This window comes from Streptomyces lothianensis, assembly GCF_047779955.1.
Lineage (GTDB): Bacteria > Actinomycetota > Actinomycetes > Streptomycetales > Streptomycetaceae > Streptomyces.
Genome location: NZ_JBLMKT010000067.1, coordinates 18,758 through 33,470, shown reverse-complemented (window position 1 = coordinate 33,470; position 14,713 = coordinate 18,758). Strand labels below are relative to the sequence as shown.

The 14,713-nt window shown below is 71.7% G+C and carries 12 protein-coding genes and 1 riboswitch; all 12 genes read right to left on the bottom strand.

The genetic code is table 11. The features are described 5' to 3' along the window. Nucleotides 1-113: 113 nt before the first annotated feature. The 12 genes from ACLF6P_RS23105 to ACLF6P_RS23050 all read right to left on the bottom strand — a co-directional run bounded on the left by ACLF6P_RS23105 (nucleotide 114) and on the right by ACLF6P_RS23050 (nucleotide 14,529). Nucleotides 114-1,043, bottom strand: a complete 930-nt coding sequence (locus ACLF6P_RS23105; RefSeq protein WP_415952563.1) for a Ppx/GppA phosphatase family protein — start codon at nucleotides 1,041-1,043, stop codon at nucleotides 114-116. Beyond that, nucleotides 1,040-1,570, bottom strand: a complete 531-nt coding sequence (locus ACLF6P_RS23100) for a DUF501 domain-containing protein (RefSeq protein WP_415952562.1) — start codon at nucleotides 1,568-1,570, stop codon at nucleotides 1,040-1,042. The genes ACLF6P_RS23105 and ACLF6P_RS23100 overlap by 4 nt, the downstream gene beginning before the upstream one ends. 100 nt (nucleotides 1,571-1,670) lie before the next feature. Further along, nucleotides 1,671-2,165 (bottom strand): FtsB family cell division protein, encoded by a 495-nt coding sequence (locus ACLF6P_RS23095; RefSeq protein ID WP_415952561.1) that lies wholly within the window; start codon nucleotides 2,163-2,165, stop codon nucleotides 1,671-1,673. A 155-nt stretch (nucleotides 2,166-2,320) separates the two neighbouring features. Continuing rightward, a complete protein-coding gene (gene eno / locus ACLF6P_RS23090) occupies nucleotides 2,321-3,607 on the bottom strand; it encodes a phosphopyruvate hydratase (RefSeq protein ID WP_415952560.1) in 1,287 nt (428 codons plus the stop codon). Between the two features lie 313 nt (nucleotides 3,608-3,920). Beyond that, nucleotides 3,921-4,622: a transglycosylase family protein gene (locus ACLF6P_RS23085; protein ID WP_415952559.1), complete on the bottom strand. Its 702-nt coding sequence runs from the start codon at nucleotides 4,620-4,622 to the stop codon at nucleotides 3,921-3,923. Nucleotides 4,623-4,625: 3 nt separating this feature from the next. Beyond that, a riboswitch (cyclic di-AMP (ydaO/yuaA leader) is annotated at nucleotides 4,626-4,794 on the bottom strand. A gap of 206 nt (nucleotides 4,795-5,000) precedes the next feature. After that, on the bottom strand, nucleotides 5,001-6,329 hold the full coding sequence (locus tag ACLF6P_RS23080; protein ID WP_415952558.1) for a transglycosylase family protein: 1,329 nt from the start codon (nucleotides 6,327-6,329) through the stop codon (nucleotides 5,001-5,003). A 216-nt stretch (nucleotides 6,330-6,545) separates the two neighbouring features. Then, nucleotides 6,546-7,877, bottom strand: a complete 1,332-nt coding sequence (locus ACLF6P_RS23075) for a cytochrome P450 family protein (protein ID WP_415952557.1) — start codon at nucleotides 7,875-7,877, stop codon at nucleotides 6,546-6,548. Continuing rightward, a complete protein-coding gene (locus ACLF6P_RS23070; protein WP_415952556.1) occupies nucleotides 7,874-8,893 on the bottom strand; it encodes a nucleoside triphosphate pyrophosphohydrolase in 1,020 nt (339 codons plus the stop codon). The genes ACLF6P_RS23075 and ACLF6P_RS23070 overlap by 4 nt, the downstream gene beginning before the upstream one ends. A 101-nt stretch (nucleotides 8,894-8,994) precedes the next feature. Next, nucleotides 8,995-9,684 carry a SurA N-terminal domain-containing protein gene (locus tag ACLF6P_RS23065; RefSeq protein ID WP_415952555.1) on the bottom strand — a complete coding sequence of 230 codons (690 nt, stop codon included), beginning with the start codon at nucleotides 9,682-9,684 and terminating at the stop codon, nucleotides 8,995-8,997. Between the two features lie 269 nt (nucleotides 9,685-9,953). Next, on the bottom strand, nucleotides 9,954-11,474 hold the full coding sequence (locus tag ACLF6P_RS23060) for a protein kinase domain-containing protein (RefSeq protein ID WP_415952554.1): 1,521 nt from the start codon (nucleotides 11,472-11,474) through the stop codon (nucleotides 9,954-9,956). Then, nucleotides 11,471-12,274: a hypothetical protein gene (locus ACLF6P_RS23055; RefSeq protein ID WP_415952553.1), complete on the bottom strand. Its 804-nt coding sequence runs from the start codon at nucleotides 12,272-12,274 to the stop codon at nucleotides 11,471-11,473. Before ACLF6P_RS23055 ends, ACLF6P_RS23060 begins: the two co-directional genes overlap by 4 nt. Nucleotides 12,275-12,495: 221 nt before the next feature. Then, the gene (locus tag ACLF6P_RS23050) at nucleotides 12,496-14,529 is read right to left on the bottom strand and encodes an N-6 DNA methylase (protein WP_415952552.1); all 2,034 of its coding nucleotides are present in this window, start codon (nucleotides 14,527-14,529) and stop codon (nucleotides 12,496-12,498) included. Nucleotides 14,530-14,713: the final 184 nt, after the last annotated feature.

The following is a 14,713-nucleotide window of genomic DNA, read 5'->3' as shown; positions in this document are numbered from 1 at the left end:
GGCGCCATTTCCTTGTGAAGAACTTCACGAAGTTTCCGCGGCCCGCGGGCCGGAGTGAGTCATTCCGGCCCGCTGCCATGGATTCCAAGGCACCCGAAACCATCGATGCCGGCTTACGCCACCGAGAAGGCGATCCCGTCGAGGATGTCGTGCTCGGAGACCAGCAGCTCCCGCGCACCCGTCCGCTCCATGATCGCCAGCACGATCAGGGCACCCGCGCAGATCACGTCCACCCGGCCCGGATGCATCACCCCGATCGCCGCGCGCTCGTCGTGCGTGGCGTGGATCAGGCGGTGGGTGACCGTCCTGACCTGCTCGTACGAGAGAACGGAACGGTGGATCGCCGCCGAGTCGTACTCCGGCAGGCCGAGCGCGATCCCCGCCAGCGTCGTCACCGTGCCCGCCAGGCCGACCAGCGTGTGCGCCTCGGTCAGCGGAACCGTCTCGGCCGCCTCGTCCAGCGCCTTGTCGATATCGGCCCGTACGGCCGCGATCTGCTCCTCGGTGAGCGGCTCACCGGTCAGCTGGTGCCGCTCGGTCAGCCGGACGCAGCCGATGTCGACGCTGCGCGCCGCCTCCACCCGCTCGCCGCCGAGCACGAACTCCGTGGAGCCGCCGCCGACATCCACGACGAGGCAGTGCTGGGGGTGCGCGCCGCCGAGCTGGAGCTCGGCGGTGGCGCCCGTGAACGAGAACGCCGCCTCCTGCTCCCCGGTGATCACCTCGGGCTCCACGCCCAGGATGTCCACGACGCCCCGTACGAAGTCGTCCCGGTTCTCGGCGTCGCGGGAGGCGGAGGTCGCCACGAAGCGGAGCTTCTCGGCACCCAGCTCCTCGATGACATCCGCGTACGCGCGGCAGGCGGCGAACGTACGCTCCAGCGCCTCGGGCGCGAGACGGCCCGTGCGGTCCACGCCCTGGCCCAGGCGGACGATCGTCATCCGCCGGTCCAGATCGGTGAGCCGGCCCGACGTCGGGTCGACATCGGCGACCAGAAGGCGGATCGAGTTCGTACCGCAGTCGATGGCGGCAACCCGGGTCACTGGCCCACCTCCTCGGAAACCGTGACGCACGCGCCCTTGCGCCACCACTCCGGCAGCATCGCGAGCGCCTCGTCGCCGAGCGGGTTGACGCCGGGACCGGCCGCGAGCGAGTGGCCGACCAGGACGTGCAGGCACTTCACGCGGTCCGGCATGCCGCCCGCCGACGGGAAGCCCTGAAGCACCTCGATCTCGTCGCGGCGCCGGATGTAGTCCTCGTGCGCGCGGCGGTAGGCGGCGGCGAGCTCGGGGTCCGTCTTCAGGCGCTCGGTCATCTCCTTCATCACGCCGTTCGCCTCCAGCGTGCCGATGGCCGATGCGGCCTTCGGGCACGTCAGGTAGTACAGCGTCGGGAAGGGCGTGCCGTCGGGCAGCCGGGGCGCGGTCTCGACCACGTCCGGCTGACCGCAGGGGCAGCGGTGCGCGATGGCCCGCAGCCCGCGCGGCGGACGGCCGAGCTGCTGCTTGAAGGCCTCGACATCGGCGTCGGTGGGCTCGGTGCGCGGGGTGGAGGGCGGCGGGGTTTCCATGCCTGGTCTTTCCAGTGAAGGGTGAGAGGGAGAGGGGGCGGGGTGGGGTGAGGTGAGGTGAGGTGAGTGCAGCGAACGGTGGTGGTGGAGGAGGAGTGGGTCAGTCCTTGCCGCGGCGGCCTGCCTGGTCCATGGTGTCGACGCCGTCGAAAAGATTCACGTACCAGGCGCGGTCGGCGGTCGGCTCGGAGCGCGTACGGGGCTCACGGTCCGCGGAGGGATCGGCCGCCATAAAGCCCTTCTCGCCCGGCTTCACCATGTGCAGCCGCTCGCGGGCCTGCCGCTCGACATAGGCCGGATCCTGCCAGCGGGCCTTCTCGTCCCGCAGCCGCTCGGTCTCGGCCCGCTCCTCCTCGAGGAGCCGCTGCTGCTCGGCGATGTCGGCGCGCTGGGCCACGTACTGCCGTATCGGATACGCGAGCGCCACGATCAGCGAGCAGAGCACGAGCGCGAGCAGCGCCGCGCGGCCGGTGAGCCGGGAGCGGCGGGCTTGGCGGCGGGTCTGCGAACGGTAGACGCGGGCCGCGGTCTGCTCGCCGAGCAGCCGGATCCGGGTGGTGGTGGAGAACCGGTCCCGTTCCCTCGTCGCTCCCATGCCCTCGCCTCCCCTACGCGCGTACGTCCCCGCACACGGTACGGGACCGGGTACGGGGACGTACGTACGACTGGCTCAGCCGCTGCCGTTCGGCGGGACCGCCGAGCCCTTGGACTCAGCCCTCAAGCGAGGTGCTCAGCCCTCGATCAGGGTGCTCAGCCCTTGAACCGCGGGAACGCGCTGCGTCCGGCGTACACCGCGGCGTCGTCGAGGATCTCCTCGATGCGCAGCAGCTGGTTGTACTTGGCGACGCGCTCGGAGCGGGCCGGGGCGCCGGTCTTGATCTGGCCGCAGTTGGTGGCGACGGCCAGGTCGGCGATGGTGACGTCCTCGGTCTCGCCGGAGCGGTGGGACATCATGCACTTGTAGCCGTTGGACTGCGCGAGCGAGACGGCCTCGAGGGTCTCGGTGAGCGAACCGATCTGGTTCACCTTGACCAGGAGGGCGTTCGCGGAGCCCTCCTCGATGCCGCGGGCCAGGCGCTCCGGGTTGGTGACGAAGAAGTCGTCGCCGACGATCTGGACCTTGTCGCCCAGCTTGTCGGTGAGGACCTTCCAGCCCGCCCAGTCGTCCTCGAACAGCGGGTCCTCGATGGACACGAGCGGGTACGCGGAGACGAGCTCCTCGTAGTACGCGGTCATCTCGGCGGCCGACAGGGCCTTGCCCTCGAACTGGTACTTGCCGTCCTTGTAGAACTCGGAGGCGGCGACGTCGAGCGCGAGCGCGATCTGCTGGCCGGGGATGTAACCGGCCTGCTTGATGGCCTCGACGATCAGGTCGAGGGCCTCGCGGTTGGAGTCCAGGTTCGGGGCGAAGCCGCCCTCGTCCCCGAGGCCGGTGGCCAGGCCCTTGCTCTTCAGAACGGACTTGAGGGTGTGGTAGACCTCGGTGCCCCAGCGCAGCGCCTCGGAGAAGGACTCCGCGCCGATCGGGGCGATCATGAACTCCTGGATGTCCACGTTGGAGTCGGCGTGCGAACCGCCGTTGAGGATGTTCATCATCGGAACGGGCAGCAGGTGCGCGTTCGGGCCGCCCAGGTAGCGGAACAGCGGCAGGTCGCTGGCCTCGGAGGCGGCGTGGGCGACGGCAAGCGAGACACCGAGGATGGCGTTCGCGCCCAGCGAGCCCTTGTTGTCGGTGGCGTCCAGGTCGATCATGGCCTGGTCGATGAGGCGCTGCTCGGTGGCGTCGTAGCCCACGAGCTCCGGGCCGAGCTGCTCGATGACGGCCAGAACGGCCTTCTCGACACCCTTGCCCTGGTAGCGGTTGGCGTCCTTGTCGCGAAGCTCAACAGCCTCGAACGCACCGGTGGAGGCACCGGACGGAACAGCAGCACGACCCGTGCTGCCGTCGTCGAGGCCGACCTCGACCTCGACCGTGGGGTTACCTCGGGAGTCCAGGATTTCCCGGGCTACGACGACGTCGATGGACGGCACGAGCATCTCCTTCTGGGATGTGACGCAAGATGTGACGCGGTGGCGCAGGGGCTTCTTCGGCCTTGCGACAAGAGCCTAACCGCCCCGGAGCCTTCGGCCAGCCGACCGCCCGTCCCCTGGGACGAAAACTGGACCGAAGGCCTGCAATACGGGACAGGCGACCTCGCCCGGGAGAATCGTTACCGGCCAGTAATGGCGAGAGAGACCCGCCCCGGCGCGCACGGGGGAAGCGCGCCGGGGCGGGAGTATGGGGGAATCCGCCGGGGGGAAATCCGCCGGGGCGGGAGTGCGAGGGGGGAATCCGCCGGGGCGGGTCCGGTCAGCTCAGGTGGAGCTGCTGGCCGGGGTAGATCAGGTCGGCGTCGTCGATGATGTCGTCGTTCAGCTCGAACAGCTTCTGCCAGCCGCCCTCGACGTCGTGCGCCTCGGCGATCTTCGAGAGGGTGTCGCCGGTCTTCACCTTGTACTCGCCGTCACCCTTCTCGACCTTCTTGCCGGCCGGGGTCTCGACGGTCTTCTTCGCCTCGGGCTTCGGGGCGGACTCCTGCTCGGGGGCAGCCGAGGCGGCCTCGGTGGCCTCCTGCTGCGGAGCCTGCTGCTGGGCGGGCTGCTCCGCGGCGCCGCCGTTGTACGCGGCGCCGGAGAGGCCCACGCCGCAGCTCGGCCAGGCGCCCTTGCCCTGGCCCGCGAGGACCTTCTCGGCGATGGCTATCTGCTGGCTCTTGGTGGCCTGGTCGGCGGTGGGCGCGTACGCCGTGCCGCCGTAACCGGCCCAGGTGGAGGCCGAGAACTGGAGGCCGCCGTAGTAGCCGTTGCCCGTGTTGATCGACCAGTTGCCGCCCGACTCGCACTGCGCGACCTGGTCCCACTCGGAGGCGGTGGCGGCGGAGGCGGTGCCCGCGGCCATCAGCGGTGCGGCGACAACGGCGCCCGCGGCACCGGCCAGCGTGACGGCGCGGACGGCCTTCTCGCCCTTGGTCAGACGACGGTGCTTGCCGGTGCCTTTGCCCGAAAACAGCATGGAGTTTCCCCTCACCGACGCCTGCGAGGTGAGCTGTCGGGTTCGGGTGCAGTGAGTACCCGGTGCCCGATCAAATCGGACACTTCACCCCAAGCCGGGCCGACGGTCTTTCAACCGCCGCCCGCGGCGCAAACCTTGGGTCCCCCGCTCCTGCCTACGGCGCATGACGCGACGACTGTTCCCGTGCGACCGCCGGCAGGATTCGGCGTGCGGTCACCGGGGCCCACCAGTGGCGAGCGGTCACGACCGTAAACAGGCAAACCCCGGAAAGACAAAGAGAATCGGGGGACGTGAGACCCATCTCTCACTTCCCCCGAAGCTCCTTTATTACGGACATTCACGGCCGAACTGACCCGCGCCCGCACCGCCGTTACGGCATCACTTCCCGCCGAGGCGCAGGCCCTGACCGGGCACGATGAGATTCGGATCATCGCCGATGGCCTTGCGATTGCCCTCGTAAAGGGAAGCCCAGCCACCCTCGACTTGCTGCTCGTCGGCGATCGTTCTGAGAGTGTCGCCGGGGCGCACGATGTACGTGGCGTCCTTGGCGCCCGTGGCGTCCGACCCACCCGAAGCGCCCGCGGTATCCGAGGTGTCCGTTTCGTCGGCGGCGTCGTCGCCACTGTCGCCCGCGTCACGGGTGGAGTCATCGCCGGACGAGGCATGGCGGCCCGAGGAAGTGCGCTCGGCGTCGGCGGAGTCGTCGGCGGCGCGATCGCCGCGGTGGCGACCGCCGGCGGATGCGTCAACGGGGCCGTCGGGGGAAGCGGTCGGGTCCTCGGGGGACTTGCCCGGCTCGGCGCTCTCGCCGGTACCGTCGGTCGCGCCCGCCTCACCGGAATCGCCGGATCCGCCAGCCCCGCCCGATGCGCCGGAATTGGGCAGGTCCTCCGGAATGTCCAGGCCTCCCGAGGCGCCACCGCCAGGGGCGTCGAAGCCCCAGTCGCTCTCGATGCCGTACAGCGGGAAGCCGGGCAGAGACGGCGTGACCGGCACGGACGGCTCGGACGGCTCGGAGGCGCCGGGGAGGTCCTCGGCGCCTGAGGGAGCAGAAGGGTCCAAGGAGCCGACAGAGCCGGAAGGACCGAAGGGATCGAAGGGCGTGGAGGGATCCGAGGGGCCTGAGGGGGCTGAGGGATCAAAGGCATCAGAGTCCGTCGCCCCTTCGCCGCCGGAGCCACCCGGCTCACCCGAGCCCTCCGGCCTCCCCTCGTCGGGCCGGTCGGACCGGTCGGACCGGTCGGACGCGCCCGCGCCGCCCGACGTACCGGACTCACCGGCCCCGGCAGCCGCCCCGGAGTCACCAGAGCCACCGGAACTTGCGCGACCGGCCCCTTCGCCACCGCCACCGGGCACATCCCGGGCCTCAGGACTCTGCGCCCCCAGCCCGAGCCCGGCGATCGGCCCGCACGTGGCCCACGCCTGGTCGCCGCGCGCCGCAAGTGCCTGCTCGGCGACGGCTATCTGCTCGGAGCGGCTGGCCAGGTCAGCGCTCGGCGCGTACGCGAGTCCGCCGAACTCCTCCCAGGTCGCCTGGTCGAACTGCAGCCCGCCGTAATAGCCGTTGCCGAAGTCCGCACTCCACACCCCACCGCTCTCGCACTCGGCGAGCCGGTCCCACTGCGCGCCGTCGGTGGCGCTCGCGCTCGTCGCGGCGAGCAGCGGCAGGGCGAGCGCGGAGCCGGTCACACCGGCTGCGACGACCACGGCGGGGGCCTGGCGGGGGCGACGGTGACGACCGTTCCCGGAAAGCATCTGAACGCCTTTCGCGTGACTGCACTGCTTCGACCGCACTGCTGCGACAGCCGAGTTGAGCCGTACTGCTGTGACAGCTGAGCTAAGCCGTGAACGTAGCCGCAATCGAACGTCAGTCACAAGTCGATGCAGCACAGATCACGCGAACATCACAATTCTGATGTCGCGTCACACGCGAGAGGGTGACTGCACGTTGGAACTGCGGCCGCCTTCCGGCGTGAACTCGACGGGCAGAGCGCGCAATCCACGCATGATGAGCCCCCCACGCCACCGCAGATCGCCCTCATCCCCCGCAAGCCGGAGATCCGGCAGTCGCGTGAGGAGCGTGGCGATGGCCGCCTGCCCCTCCAGGCGGGCCAGCGGTGCGCCGAGGCAGTAGTGGATCCCGTGTCCGTAGCCGAGGTGCTGGTTGTCGCGGCGGGCGAGGTCGAGGGTGTCGGGTTCCGTGAAGCGCGCCGGATCGCGGTCGGCCGCGGCGAGGACGACGAGGACCGGATCGCCGGCCGCGATCTCCTGGCCGCCGATGGTGAGCGGCTCGGTGGCGAACCGCCAGGTGGCGAGCTCCACGGGCCCGTCGTAGCGCAGCAGCTCCTCGATGCCGGTCTCCAGGAGGCCACGCTCTCCGGCGGCCAGCGAGGCGTGCAGGCGGGCGCGTTGCTCAGGATGACGGAGAAGTTGGAATGTCCCGTTACCGACCAAATTGACCGTAGTTTCGAAACCTGCAAAAAGGAGGATGAACGCCATCGCTGCGGCCTCGTTCTCCGTGAGGTGCTCGCCATGGTCGCTCGCCCGGATCAGACCCGAGAGCAGATCCTCGTCCGGAGCCGGATGTTCGGGCAGTTCGGCACGCTTGCGGTGGATCAGGTCGGCGAGATAGCCGCGCATCTTCTTGACCGAGCGGGCCACCCCGCCGCGCGGCCCGCCGCCGTGGCGGATCATCATGCCCGCCCAGTCGCGGAAGTCGTCCTGGTCCTCGGCCGGAACACCGAGCAGATCGCAGATCGCGTAGATGGGGAGCGGGAAGGCGAAATCGTGGATCAGATCCGCGCTGCCCTGCTGCGCGAAGCCGTCGATCAGCTGATCCGTCAGCTCCTGCACACGCGGCGCGAACGCGGCGATCCTGCGCGGAGTGAACGCCTTCGAGACCAGACGGCGCAGCCGGGTGTGGTCCGGCGGGTCGATGTTGAGCAGATGGGTCATCAGCTCGGCCTTGCGTTCACCCGGGATGCCCGTCTTGCCCTTGGCGTGCGAGGGCTCGTCGTGATGGGCCGGGTTCTTGCTGAGCCGCTGGTCGGCGAGCGCCTGCTTGGCATCGGCGTACCGGGTGACCAGCCAGGCCTCCACCCCGCTGGGCAGAGTCGTGCGGTGCACCGGCGCATGCTCGCGCAGCCACGCGTACGCCGGGTACGGGTCGGTGGCGAACTCCCAGGTGAAGAGCTCGGGGCGCGCCGGGGCGGTGCGGGGACAGGTGGCGGTGTCAGGGTGGGCGTTGCTGGTCACCCTTCGACCGTATCCGGCCCCTGCTCCCCCTTCTCCTCGGCCTCCACGAGCCGGATCGCGTCCCGGTACGCCCGGCCCGCCGCCCGCAGTGCCGCCTCCGGGTCGGCTCCCTCGGATTCTGCCTGGACGGCGAGGGCGAGGAGGTCGTAGCCGAGGCCCCGGCCCTTCGGGAGGGGGACGGTGAGGCCTGCGGTGCGGACGCGGGAGGCGAGTTTCGTGGCGAGGGCCAGGGCGGGCTGGCCGAGGGGGATGCCCTGGGTGAGGGACGTGCGCTGTTTTTCCTCGGCCTTGGTGCGGCGCCAGTGGGCCTTCACTTCTTCGGGGGTCTGTGCGGTGTCCTCGCCGAAGACGTGGGGGTGGCGGTGGATGAGCTTTGTGACGATCGTGCCCGCCACGTCGTCGATGTCGAAGGGCTCGCCGGTGTTCTCGGGGTCTTCGGCGGCGATGCGGGCGTGGAAGACGACCTGGAGGAGTACGTCGCCGAGTTCCTCGCGCAGTTCGGCGCGGTCGCCGTCCTCGATGGCCTCGACGAGTTCGTAGGCCTCCTCGATGCCGTACTTCGCCAGGCCCTTGTGGGTCTGCTGGGAGGACCAGGGGCATTCGCGGCGGATGCGGTCCATGACCTGGACGAGGTCGAGGAGGCGGGCGCCCGGGAGGTCGTACGAGGCGGGCAGGAGCTCCAGGTCCGGCATCTGCAGGCGGCCCGATCCTGCGAGGCGGGCGAGGCCGTCCGTGAGGGCCGGATCGCCCTCGCCGCTTGCCACGACGACCACACTGCGGCCGCCCGCGCAGGCGTCCACGAGGTCCTCGGCGGTGGCGGCGGTGTGCTCGACCGTGATGCCCGCCTCGCGCAGGTACGGGAGTTGGGGATGAGCGGGGTCCGCGCACAGGACCCGGTCGGCGGCGTGCAGGGCCTGCCAGGCCGGCCAGGAGAGGAGGCCGGGGGCCACGCGGTGGGTCGTGGTGAGGAGGATGATGCGGCCGGGGGTCTCGGCGGGGGCGGCGGGAGCGTTCACGTCGGTCAACGTACCTCGCCGCCCACCTGGGGCGACCCGAGGGTCGGTCAGGCCTGGTGCACGGGTCAGGCCTGGTGCACGGGTCAGGCCTGGTGCACGGGTCAGGCCTGGTGCGTGGGTGTGGAGACCTGGCGCAGCCACGGAGTCGCGGCGTCGGCGCGGCGGCTCTTGGTCACGTCCCAGGTGCCGTAGCGCGGGTTGATGTCGATGTCGAGGCCGCGGGCCGTTTCGGAGAGCTGCTGCCAGAAGGCCTCGCGGCCCTCCTGCGTCTGCGGGTCGGCGCCGAGGGCCGCGTACAGCTTCTCCGCCTCGATGTTCGTGCGCAGGGAGGCGTCGATCTGCGAGGGCGGGACGCTGAACTGCCACAGGTAGCCGGATTCCAGGGCCTCCTCGCCACGTCCGCCGGTCATCTCGGCACGCCGCTCCTGGACCTCCTTGCGGCTGACGGTGATACCTGCGTCGACGGCGGCCTCGTGCAGGATGCGGTCGAGGACCATGGTCTGGAGGGTGGCGCGGGTGAGGCCGCCGGAGTTCTCGACCGCCTTGGCGTATTCGCCGGACTCCTGAGTCGCCTCCTGCTGTGCGGCGCGCACCTCGCCCACCCGTGCCTGGAGCTGCGCCATGGTGATGCGCTCCTGGCCGATGACGGCCGCGGCGCCGGGATGGGCGTCGTTGGAGCAGGCGGCCAGGAGGGGGGCCGCGACGAGAAGGGCGGCGGAGACGGTGAGTGCGGTGCGACGGCGGCGGTGCAAGTGGGCCTCCCGGCGGCTGCGGCGGGCGAGATTGTGCATCGGTGCACAAGCCTGCGGTGATCGATGTTAGGGAGTGGCGCGGGGTTCGGCCACTGGTTCGACCAACGATTCGTGGGTTGTTCGGGATGCGCTTCGGTTCGGGGGTGCGTCGTGGGGGGGGAGGGGCGCCTGCCCGGCGGAGGGTGCCTGCGCCCACCCTTCCCCAAGCTCTCCACTACGCCCCCGAGCTCTTCGAGCAGGGGGTACCCCCTGAGCAGGGAAGACCCCACTCGCCCTGCGGCACGACTGCCCGCAGGCAGAAGCCGAGATCAGCCGTGGACCTGGTTGAGCCAGTGCAAGGTGCGGCGGATTTCCGCGGGGAAGGGGTGGGACGGGCCGTGGTGGTGTTCTGCCGCGGTGAGGAGGGTGTGGAGGATGTCGTGGGCGGCGGTGTGGTCGCCGAGGGCGAGCAGCAGGTGGCCGATGCGGCGGCGGACTTCGAGGGCGAGTGCGGGGTCCGTCGTGGCGTACTGGTTCTCGTAGTACGGGAGCAGCGCGCGGTATTCGGTGAGCGCGGCGGCCGCTTCGCCGAGCTGTTCGAGGCACTGGGCGGCGTCGTAGCGGAACTGGAGGGCCGCCGGGTCGGCGGCCCCCGCCTCGGTGGCGCGTTCGTCGGCGAGGCGGCGCAGTTCGGGCAGGGCACGGCGGTACTGGCCGTCGTCCATGAGGGTGGCGGCGTACTGCTTGCGCAGGGTGCGGACGACGGGTGAGTGCTCGCCGTGCTGTTCGGCGGCGGTGGGCAGGATCGAGCCGAGGATGTCGACGGCCTGGGTGATGCGGCCTTCGCCGAGGAGGCGCTTGACGTCGTCGACGGCCTGGGCGACGTCGGCGCCGCGTCGGCCGGCGGGCGTGGCCGCGGGCATGGGCGGTGCGGCGGGTGTGCGGGCGCGGTCGGGCCAGGGGGCGCTGGGGCGCAGGAAGGGGCGGGTGGGGTCGAGGGGGCCGCCGGGGGTGCCGCGGGTGGGCAGCAGCGGGACGAGGGCCTCGTAGACCTCCTGGGTGGAGGCGGGGCGGTGCTGCGGGTCCTTGGCGAGCATGCGCAGGACCAGGGTTTCGAGCGCTTCGGGGGTTTCGGGGCGCAGCTGGCGTACCGGCAGGGGTGGTTCGTGGAGGTGGCGGTGGAGGACGCCGAGTGCGGTGGTGCCGGCGAAGGGGACGTTGCCGCTGAGGAGTTCGTGCAGGAGTACGCCGAGTGCGTAGATGTCGGTGTACGGGCCGACGGCGCCGCCCATGGCCTGCTCGGGTGCCATGTAGGCGGGGCTGCCGATGGGTGAGCCGGTGTGGGTGAGGCGGGTGGTGTCGGAGTCGAGGACGGAGGCGACGCCGAGGTCGAGGACGGTGAGGGTGCCGTCGGGTTTCACCATCACGTTGCGCGGTTTGAGGTCGCGGTGGACGATCGGCACGGCGTGCACGGCGGAGAGGACCGCGCAGAGCTGGGCGGCCGCGGCGACCGCCCAGGGCCAGGGATACGGGTCGTGTTCGGCGAGGTGGTCGGAGAGGTCGGCGCCCTCCACGTACTGCATGACGAGGTAGAGGTCGTCCTCGGCGCTGCCCGCGTCGTGCACGGTGACGAGGCCGGGGTGGTCGACCTGGGCGGTGACACGGCATTCGCGGACGAAGCGGCGGCGCAGTTCGTCGGCCTCCTGGCCGGCGACCTTGTCGGGGCGCAGCAGCTTGACGGCGACGCGGCGGTCGAGGCGCTGGTCGTAGGCCGTCCAGACCTGGCCCATGCCGCCTTGGCCGATGAGGGTGGAGAGTTCGTAGCGGCCGGCGATGACGCGTCCGCTCACCTGTTGTCCTCGGGGTGGCGCTCGCGGGGCGGGAAGTCGCGTCCGCTGTGTCCGTTCGTGGTGTCGTCGTTCCCGCGCAGGAAGCTGCTCAGTTCGTCGAGTTCGGCGCGCACCTGGTCGATACGGGCGGGCGCGGGGCGCCGGCCTGCCGGGGGTTGCGGTGCCGGAGGCTGCGGTGCCGGAGGCGGGGTGGGTATCGGGTGCTGGGTGATGGACTGGTGCTGCTGGTGCTGCTGGTGCTGGTGGTGCTGGTTCGGTACGGGCTGCTGTACGGAGTGCGGGCCGCCCGGTGACTGCGGGGCGGCCGGCGGCTGCGGGGCGGCCGGCTGCTGGGTGAGCGGCCGGTGCATCGGGGCGGTGATGCCGGGGTGCGCGGCGCTCCGTCCGTACGGGGTGGGGGCGCCGGGGTGGTACCCGTAGCCGACGGGCTGGTGGTGGCCGAGTGCGGCGGGGCCCGACCAGCTGTGGAAGTGCTTGATATCCGCGTACAGGTAGTACGTGATGCCGCCGATGAGGCTGCCGAGCAGCAGGATCAGCCCGATCGCTTCCTGGGCGGTGTCCAGGTCGTCGGTGGGCTCGCTGCCGATCAGGGCGATGGACAGCGCCACCGCCACCAGGGACGCGCCGAACAGCCACCAGTCCCGGGGCTTCCTGGTGACGATCGCGAGGCGCAGGAGCGGTGCCCAGGCGAGGAATCCGAAGGACGCGACGGCGAGTGCGACGAAGACCACGCGCAGTGCCACGAGTGCCGCGTCGGATGGGCGGCTGGGTGGCGGTGGTGCATAGCCGGGGCCGTGCATGGGGCTGCTCCTGGAACGAACTCGGTGCCGAAGAGGCGTGTGGGGACGAGCGTATAAGGCCTCGGTGACAACCGGCTCCGGGTTGTACGTGATCGAGGAACTCGATCCGGTCACGGACGGGACGGCTCCGCTTGTGCGCCGCCCCGGCCAGGTCGGTCGGGCCCGGTCACTCGGCCCTTGGCCACCTGCCCCGGCCACTCGGACCCCCGTCCCCGGGCCGGTCACTCCGGCGCGATCGTCCCGTCCGCGAGCCCGTCGTACGTTCCCTGCACCAGCTGCTCGCCGAGCCGGGTGGCCTCGCGCAGCGCCTCCTCGAAGCGGGCGAGGGCACGGAACCGCACTCCGTACGCGCGCTGCTGCTCCAGCGGCAGCCGGGGCAGTTGCAGGCGGCGGACGTCGAGGCGGGTGGCGGTGGAGGCGTAGCTGCTGGCCTGGCGGTGGTTGGCGGTGCCGCGCAGGAAGCCGGCCAGGAACCAGGGGTCGAGGGCGGCCGGGTCGGGGCGCAGGAGGCAGAGGTTGCGGCCGAGTGCGGCTCCGGCGGCGGCGGCGTCGATGACCCGGGCCACGCCGGCGGCGCCGAGGACGGGCACGACCACATCGCCTTCGGCGGTGAGTTCGGGCGTCTCGTGGTCCTCGGGGAGGGTGCCGGAGGGTGCGGCGGCGGTGAAGACGTCGTGGTCGGTGAGGACGGGCACGGTGCCGCCGAGTGCCACGGGTGCGGTGCCGGTGGTGAGGCTGAGCGCTCCGGCGCGGGCGAGTTCACCGACGGTGGTGAGGGGGCGGCGGGCCGGGGCGGCCGGTGCGGCGGCGGGCGGGGTGAGGTCCGCGGTGAGCCGCAGGGTGTCGCCGAGGCGTTCGCGTACGGAGGTGAGCTGCTCGGTGCCGCCCGCGGCCGTGGGCGGCGGGAGGTGACGGGCGGGGGCGAGGTCGACGTCGTCGTCGAGGAGTTCGATCAGCGGGACGGTGCGGGCGAGGCCCGGCCGGTCCTCGACGGCGCCTTCCCGCTCGTAGGCCTCCCAGGTCTCGGCGACCGCGGACTGCACGGAGGGCCAGGGGAGTTCGCTCTGGCCCAGGGGGGCGAGGCCGGCGGTCTCCATGAGGAGCAGTTCGCCGGGCGGGCGGGTGGCAGGTCCCGGGCGGCGCAGGATCCACAGGTGCAGCGGGATGTTGTGCGGGGGGGCGGCGCCGGCGGGCAGGGCGATGACGGCGCGCAGGGCGCCGCGGCGCAGCAGGTCTGCGCGGATGCGGCGGCCCGAGCGGCGGGATGCGGCGGCGGGCGGCATCAGGACGACGGCGATGCCGCCGTCGGTGAGGCGGGCGAGGGCGTGCTGGACCCAGGCGAGCTCGGATTCGGTGCGGGCCGGGAAGCCGTACTCCCAGCGCGGGTCGTAGGCGAGTTCGTCGTGGCCCCAGCCGCGTTCGTTGAACGGCGGGTGGCAGAGCACGGCGTCGGCCCTGAGCTGCGGATAGGCGTCGGCGCGCAGGGTGTCGCCGGTGCGGGTGCGGATCCGGGTGGTGCGGGTGAGGGCCAGGCGCAGGGCGGCCAGGGCGGCGAGTTCGGCGGCACGGTCCTGGCCGTACAGCTCGAGCTCGGGGTGCGGCGGTACGGCGTGCAGCAGGGCGCCGGTGCCGCAGGCCGGGTCGAGGATGCGGCGGGCGGGTCCGGCGAGGCGGGCCATGAGGCCGGCGGGTCCGGCCGGGGTGGGCGTGTACTGGCGGGTGTTGGCATCGAGGTGGCGGGCGAGCAGGAACTCGAAGGTCTGCCGGGTGCCCTGCTCGGCGGCGAGTTCGGCGGCGGCGCGCAGGAGCGGCAGGGAGGGCCGGAGTTCCTCGCCGGTCGGGGTGTGAACGGCGCGGGCGCGGCCGAGCCGTTCGCTGAGCACCTTCTCGTACGCCTCGGGGAGCCGTTCGGCCAGGAGCCGGTCGGATACGGCGGCGAGTTCGAGCCAGTCGGTGGGGCGTTCGTGGACGAGCAGCAGGGTGCAGCCGGTGTGCAGGAGGGCGGTGGCGGCGCCCGCGGGGTGTCCGGCGAGCTGCTGCCAGACGCGTTCACGCAGCGGGACCTCGGCGAGTTTGCCCTGGCGGCGCAGCCAGTCCTCGACCTCGGCGAGCGCGAAGGCGGGGCTGGTCTCGGTGCCGCCGACGGGCTTGGGGAAGTCGGCGTGGCGGCGGCGCCAGTTGCTCACGGCGGCCCGGCCGACCCCGGCGAGCCTGGCGATTCCGGCGGCGGTGACCTCTGTGGCGTTGTCCGGCACCGGCTGGCTCCCCTTCTGCAGACGCGTGTGCGGCGCAGCCTACCGCTCACAGGCGTGAATCGACCAATACCCGTGAACGGTGTTGACTCGGTTCACAGGGTCTGTTCTTATTGACCCAGCGGTTCACGGGCCACTGAGTTCACGGGCTCACGGGCTCACGGGCTCACGGATCGCTCTGCACTCC

Coding starts and splice junctions, on each gene's coding strand:
- ACLF6P_RS23085 (WP_415952559.1), bottom strand. CDS start 4,622: ATGCTGTTTTCGGGCAAAGGCACCGGCAAGCACCGTCGTCTGACCAAG.
- ACLF6P_RS23095 (WP_415952561.1), bottom strand. CDS start 2,165: ATGGGAGCGACGAGGGAACGGGACCGGTTCTCCACCACCACCCGGATC.
- eno (WP_415952560.1), bottom strand. CDS start 3,607: ATGCTCGTGCCGTCCATCGACGTCGTCGTAGCCCGGGAAATCCTGGAC.
- ACLF6P_RS23065 (WP_415952555.1), bottom strand. CDS start 9,684: ATGCACAATCTCGCCCGCCGCAGCCGCCGGGAGGCCCACTTGCACCGC.
- ACLF6P_RS23100 (WP_415952562.1), bottom strand. CDS start 1,570: ATGGAAACCCCGCCGCCCTCCACCCCGCGCACCGAGCCCACCGACGCC.
- ACLF6P_RS23055 (WP_415952553.1), bottom strand. CDS start 12,274: ATGCACGGCCCCGGCTATGCACCACCGCCACCCAGCCGCCCATCCGAC.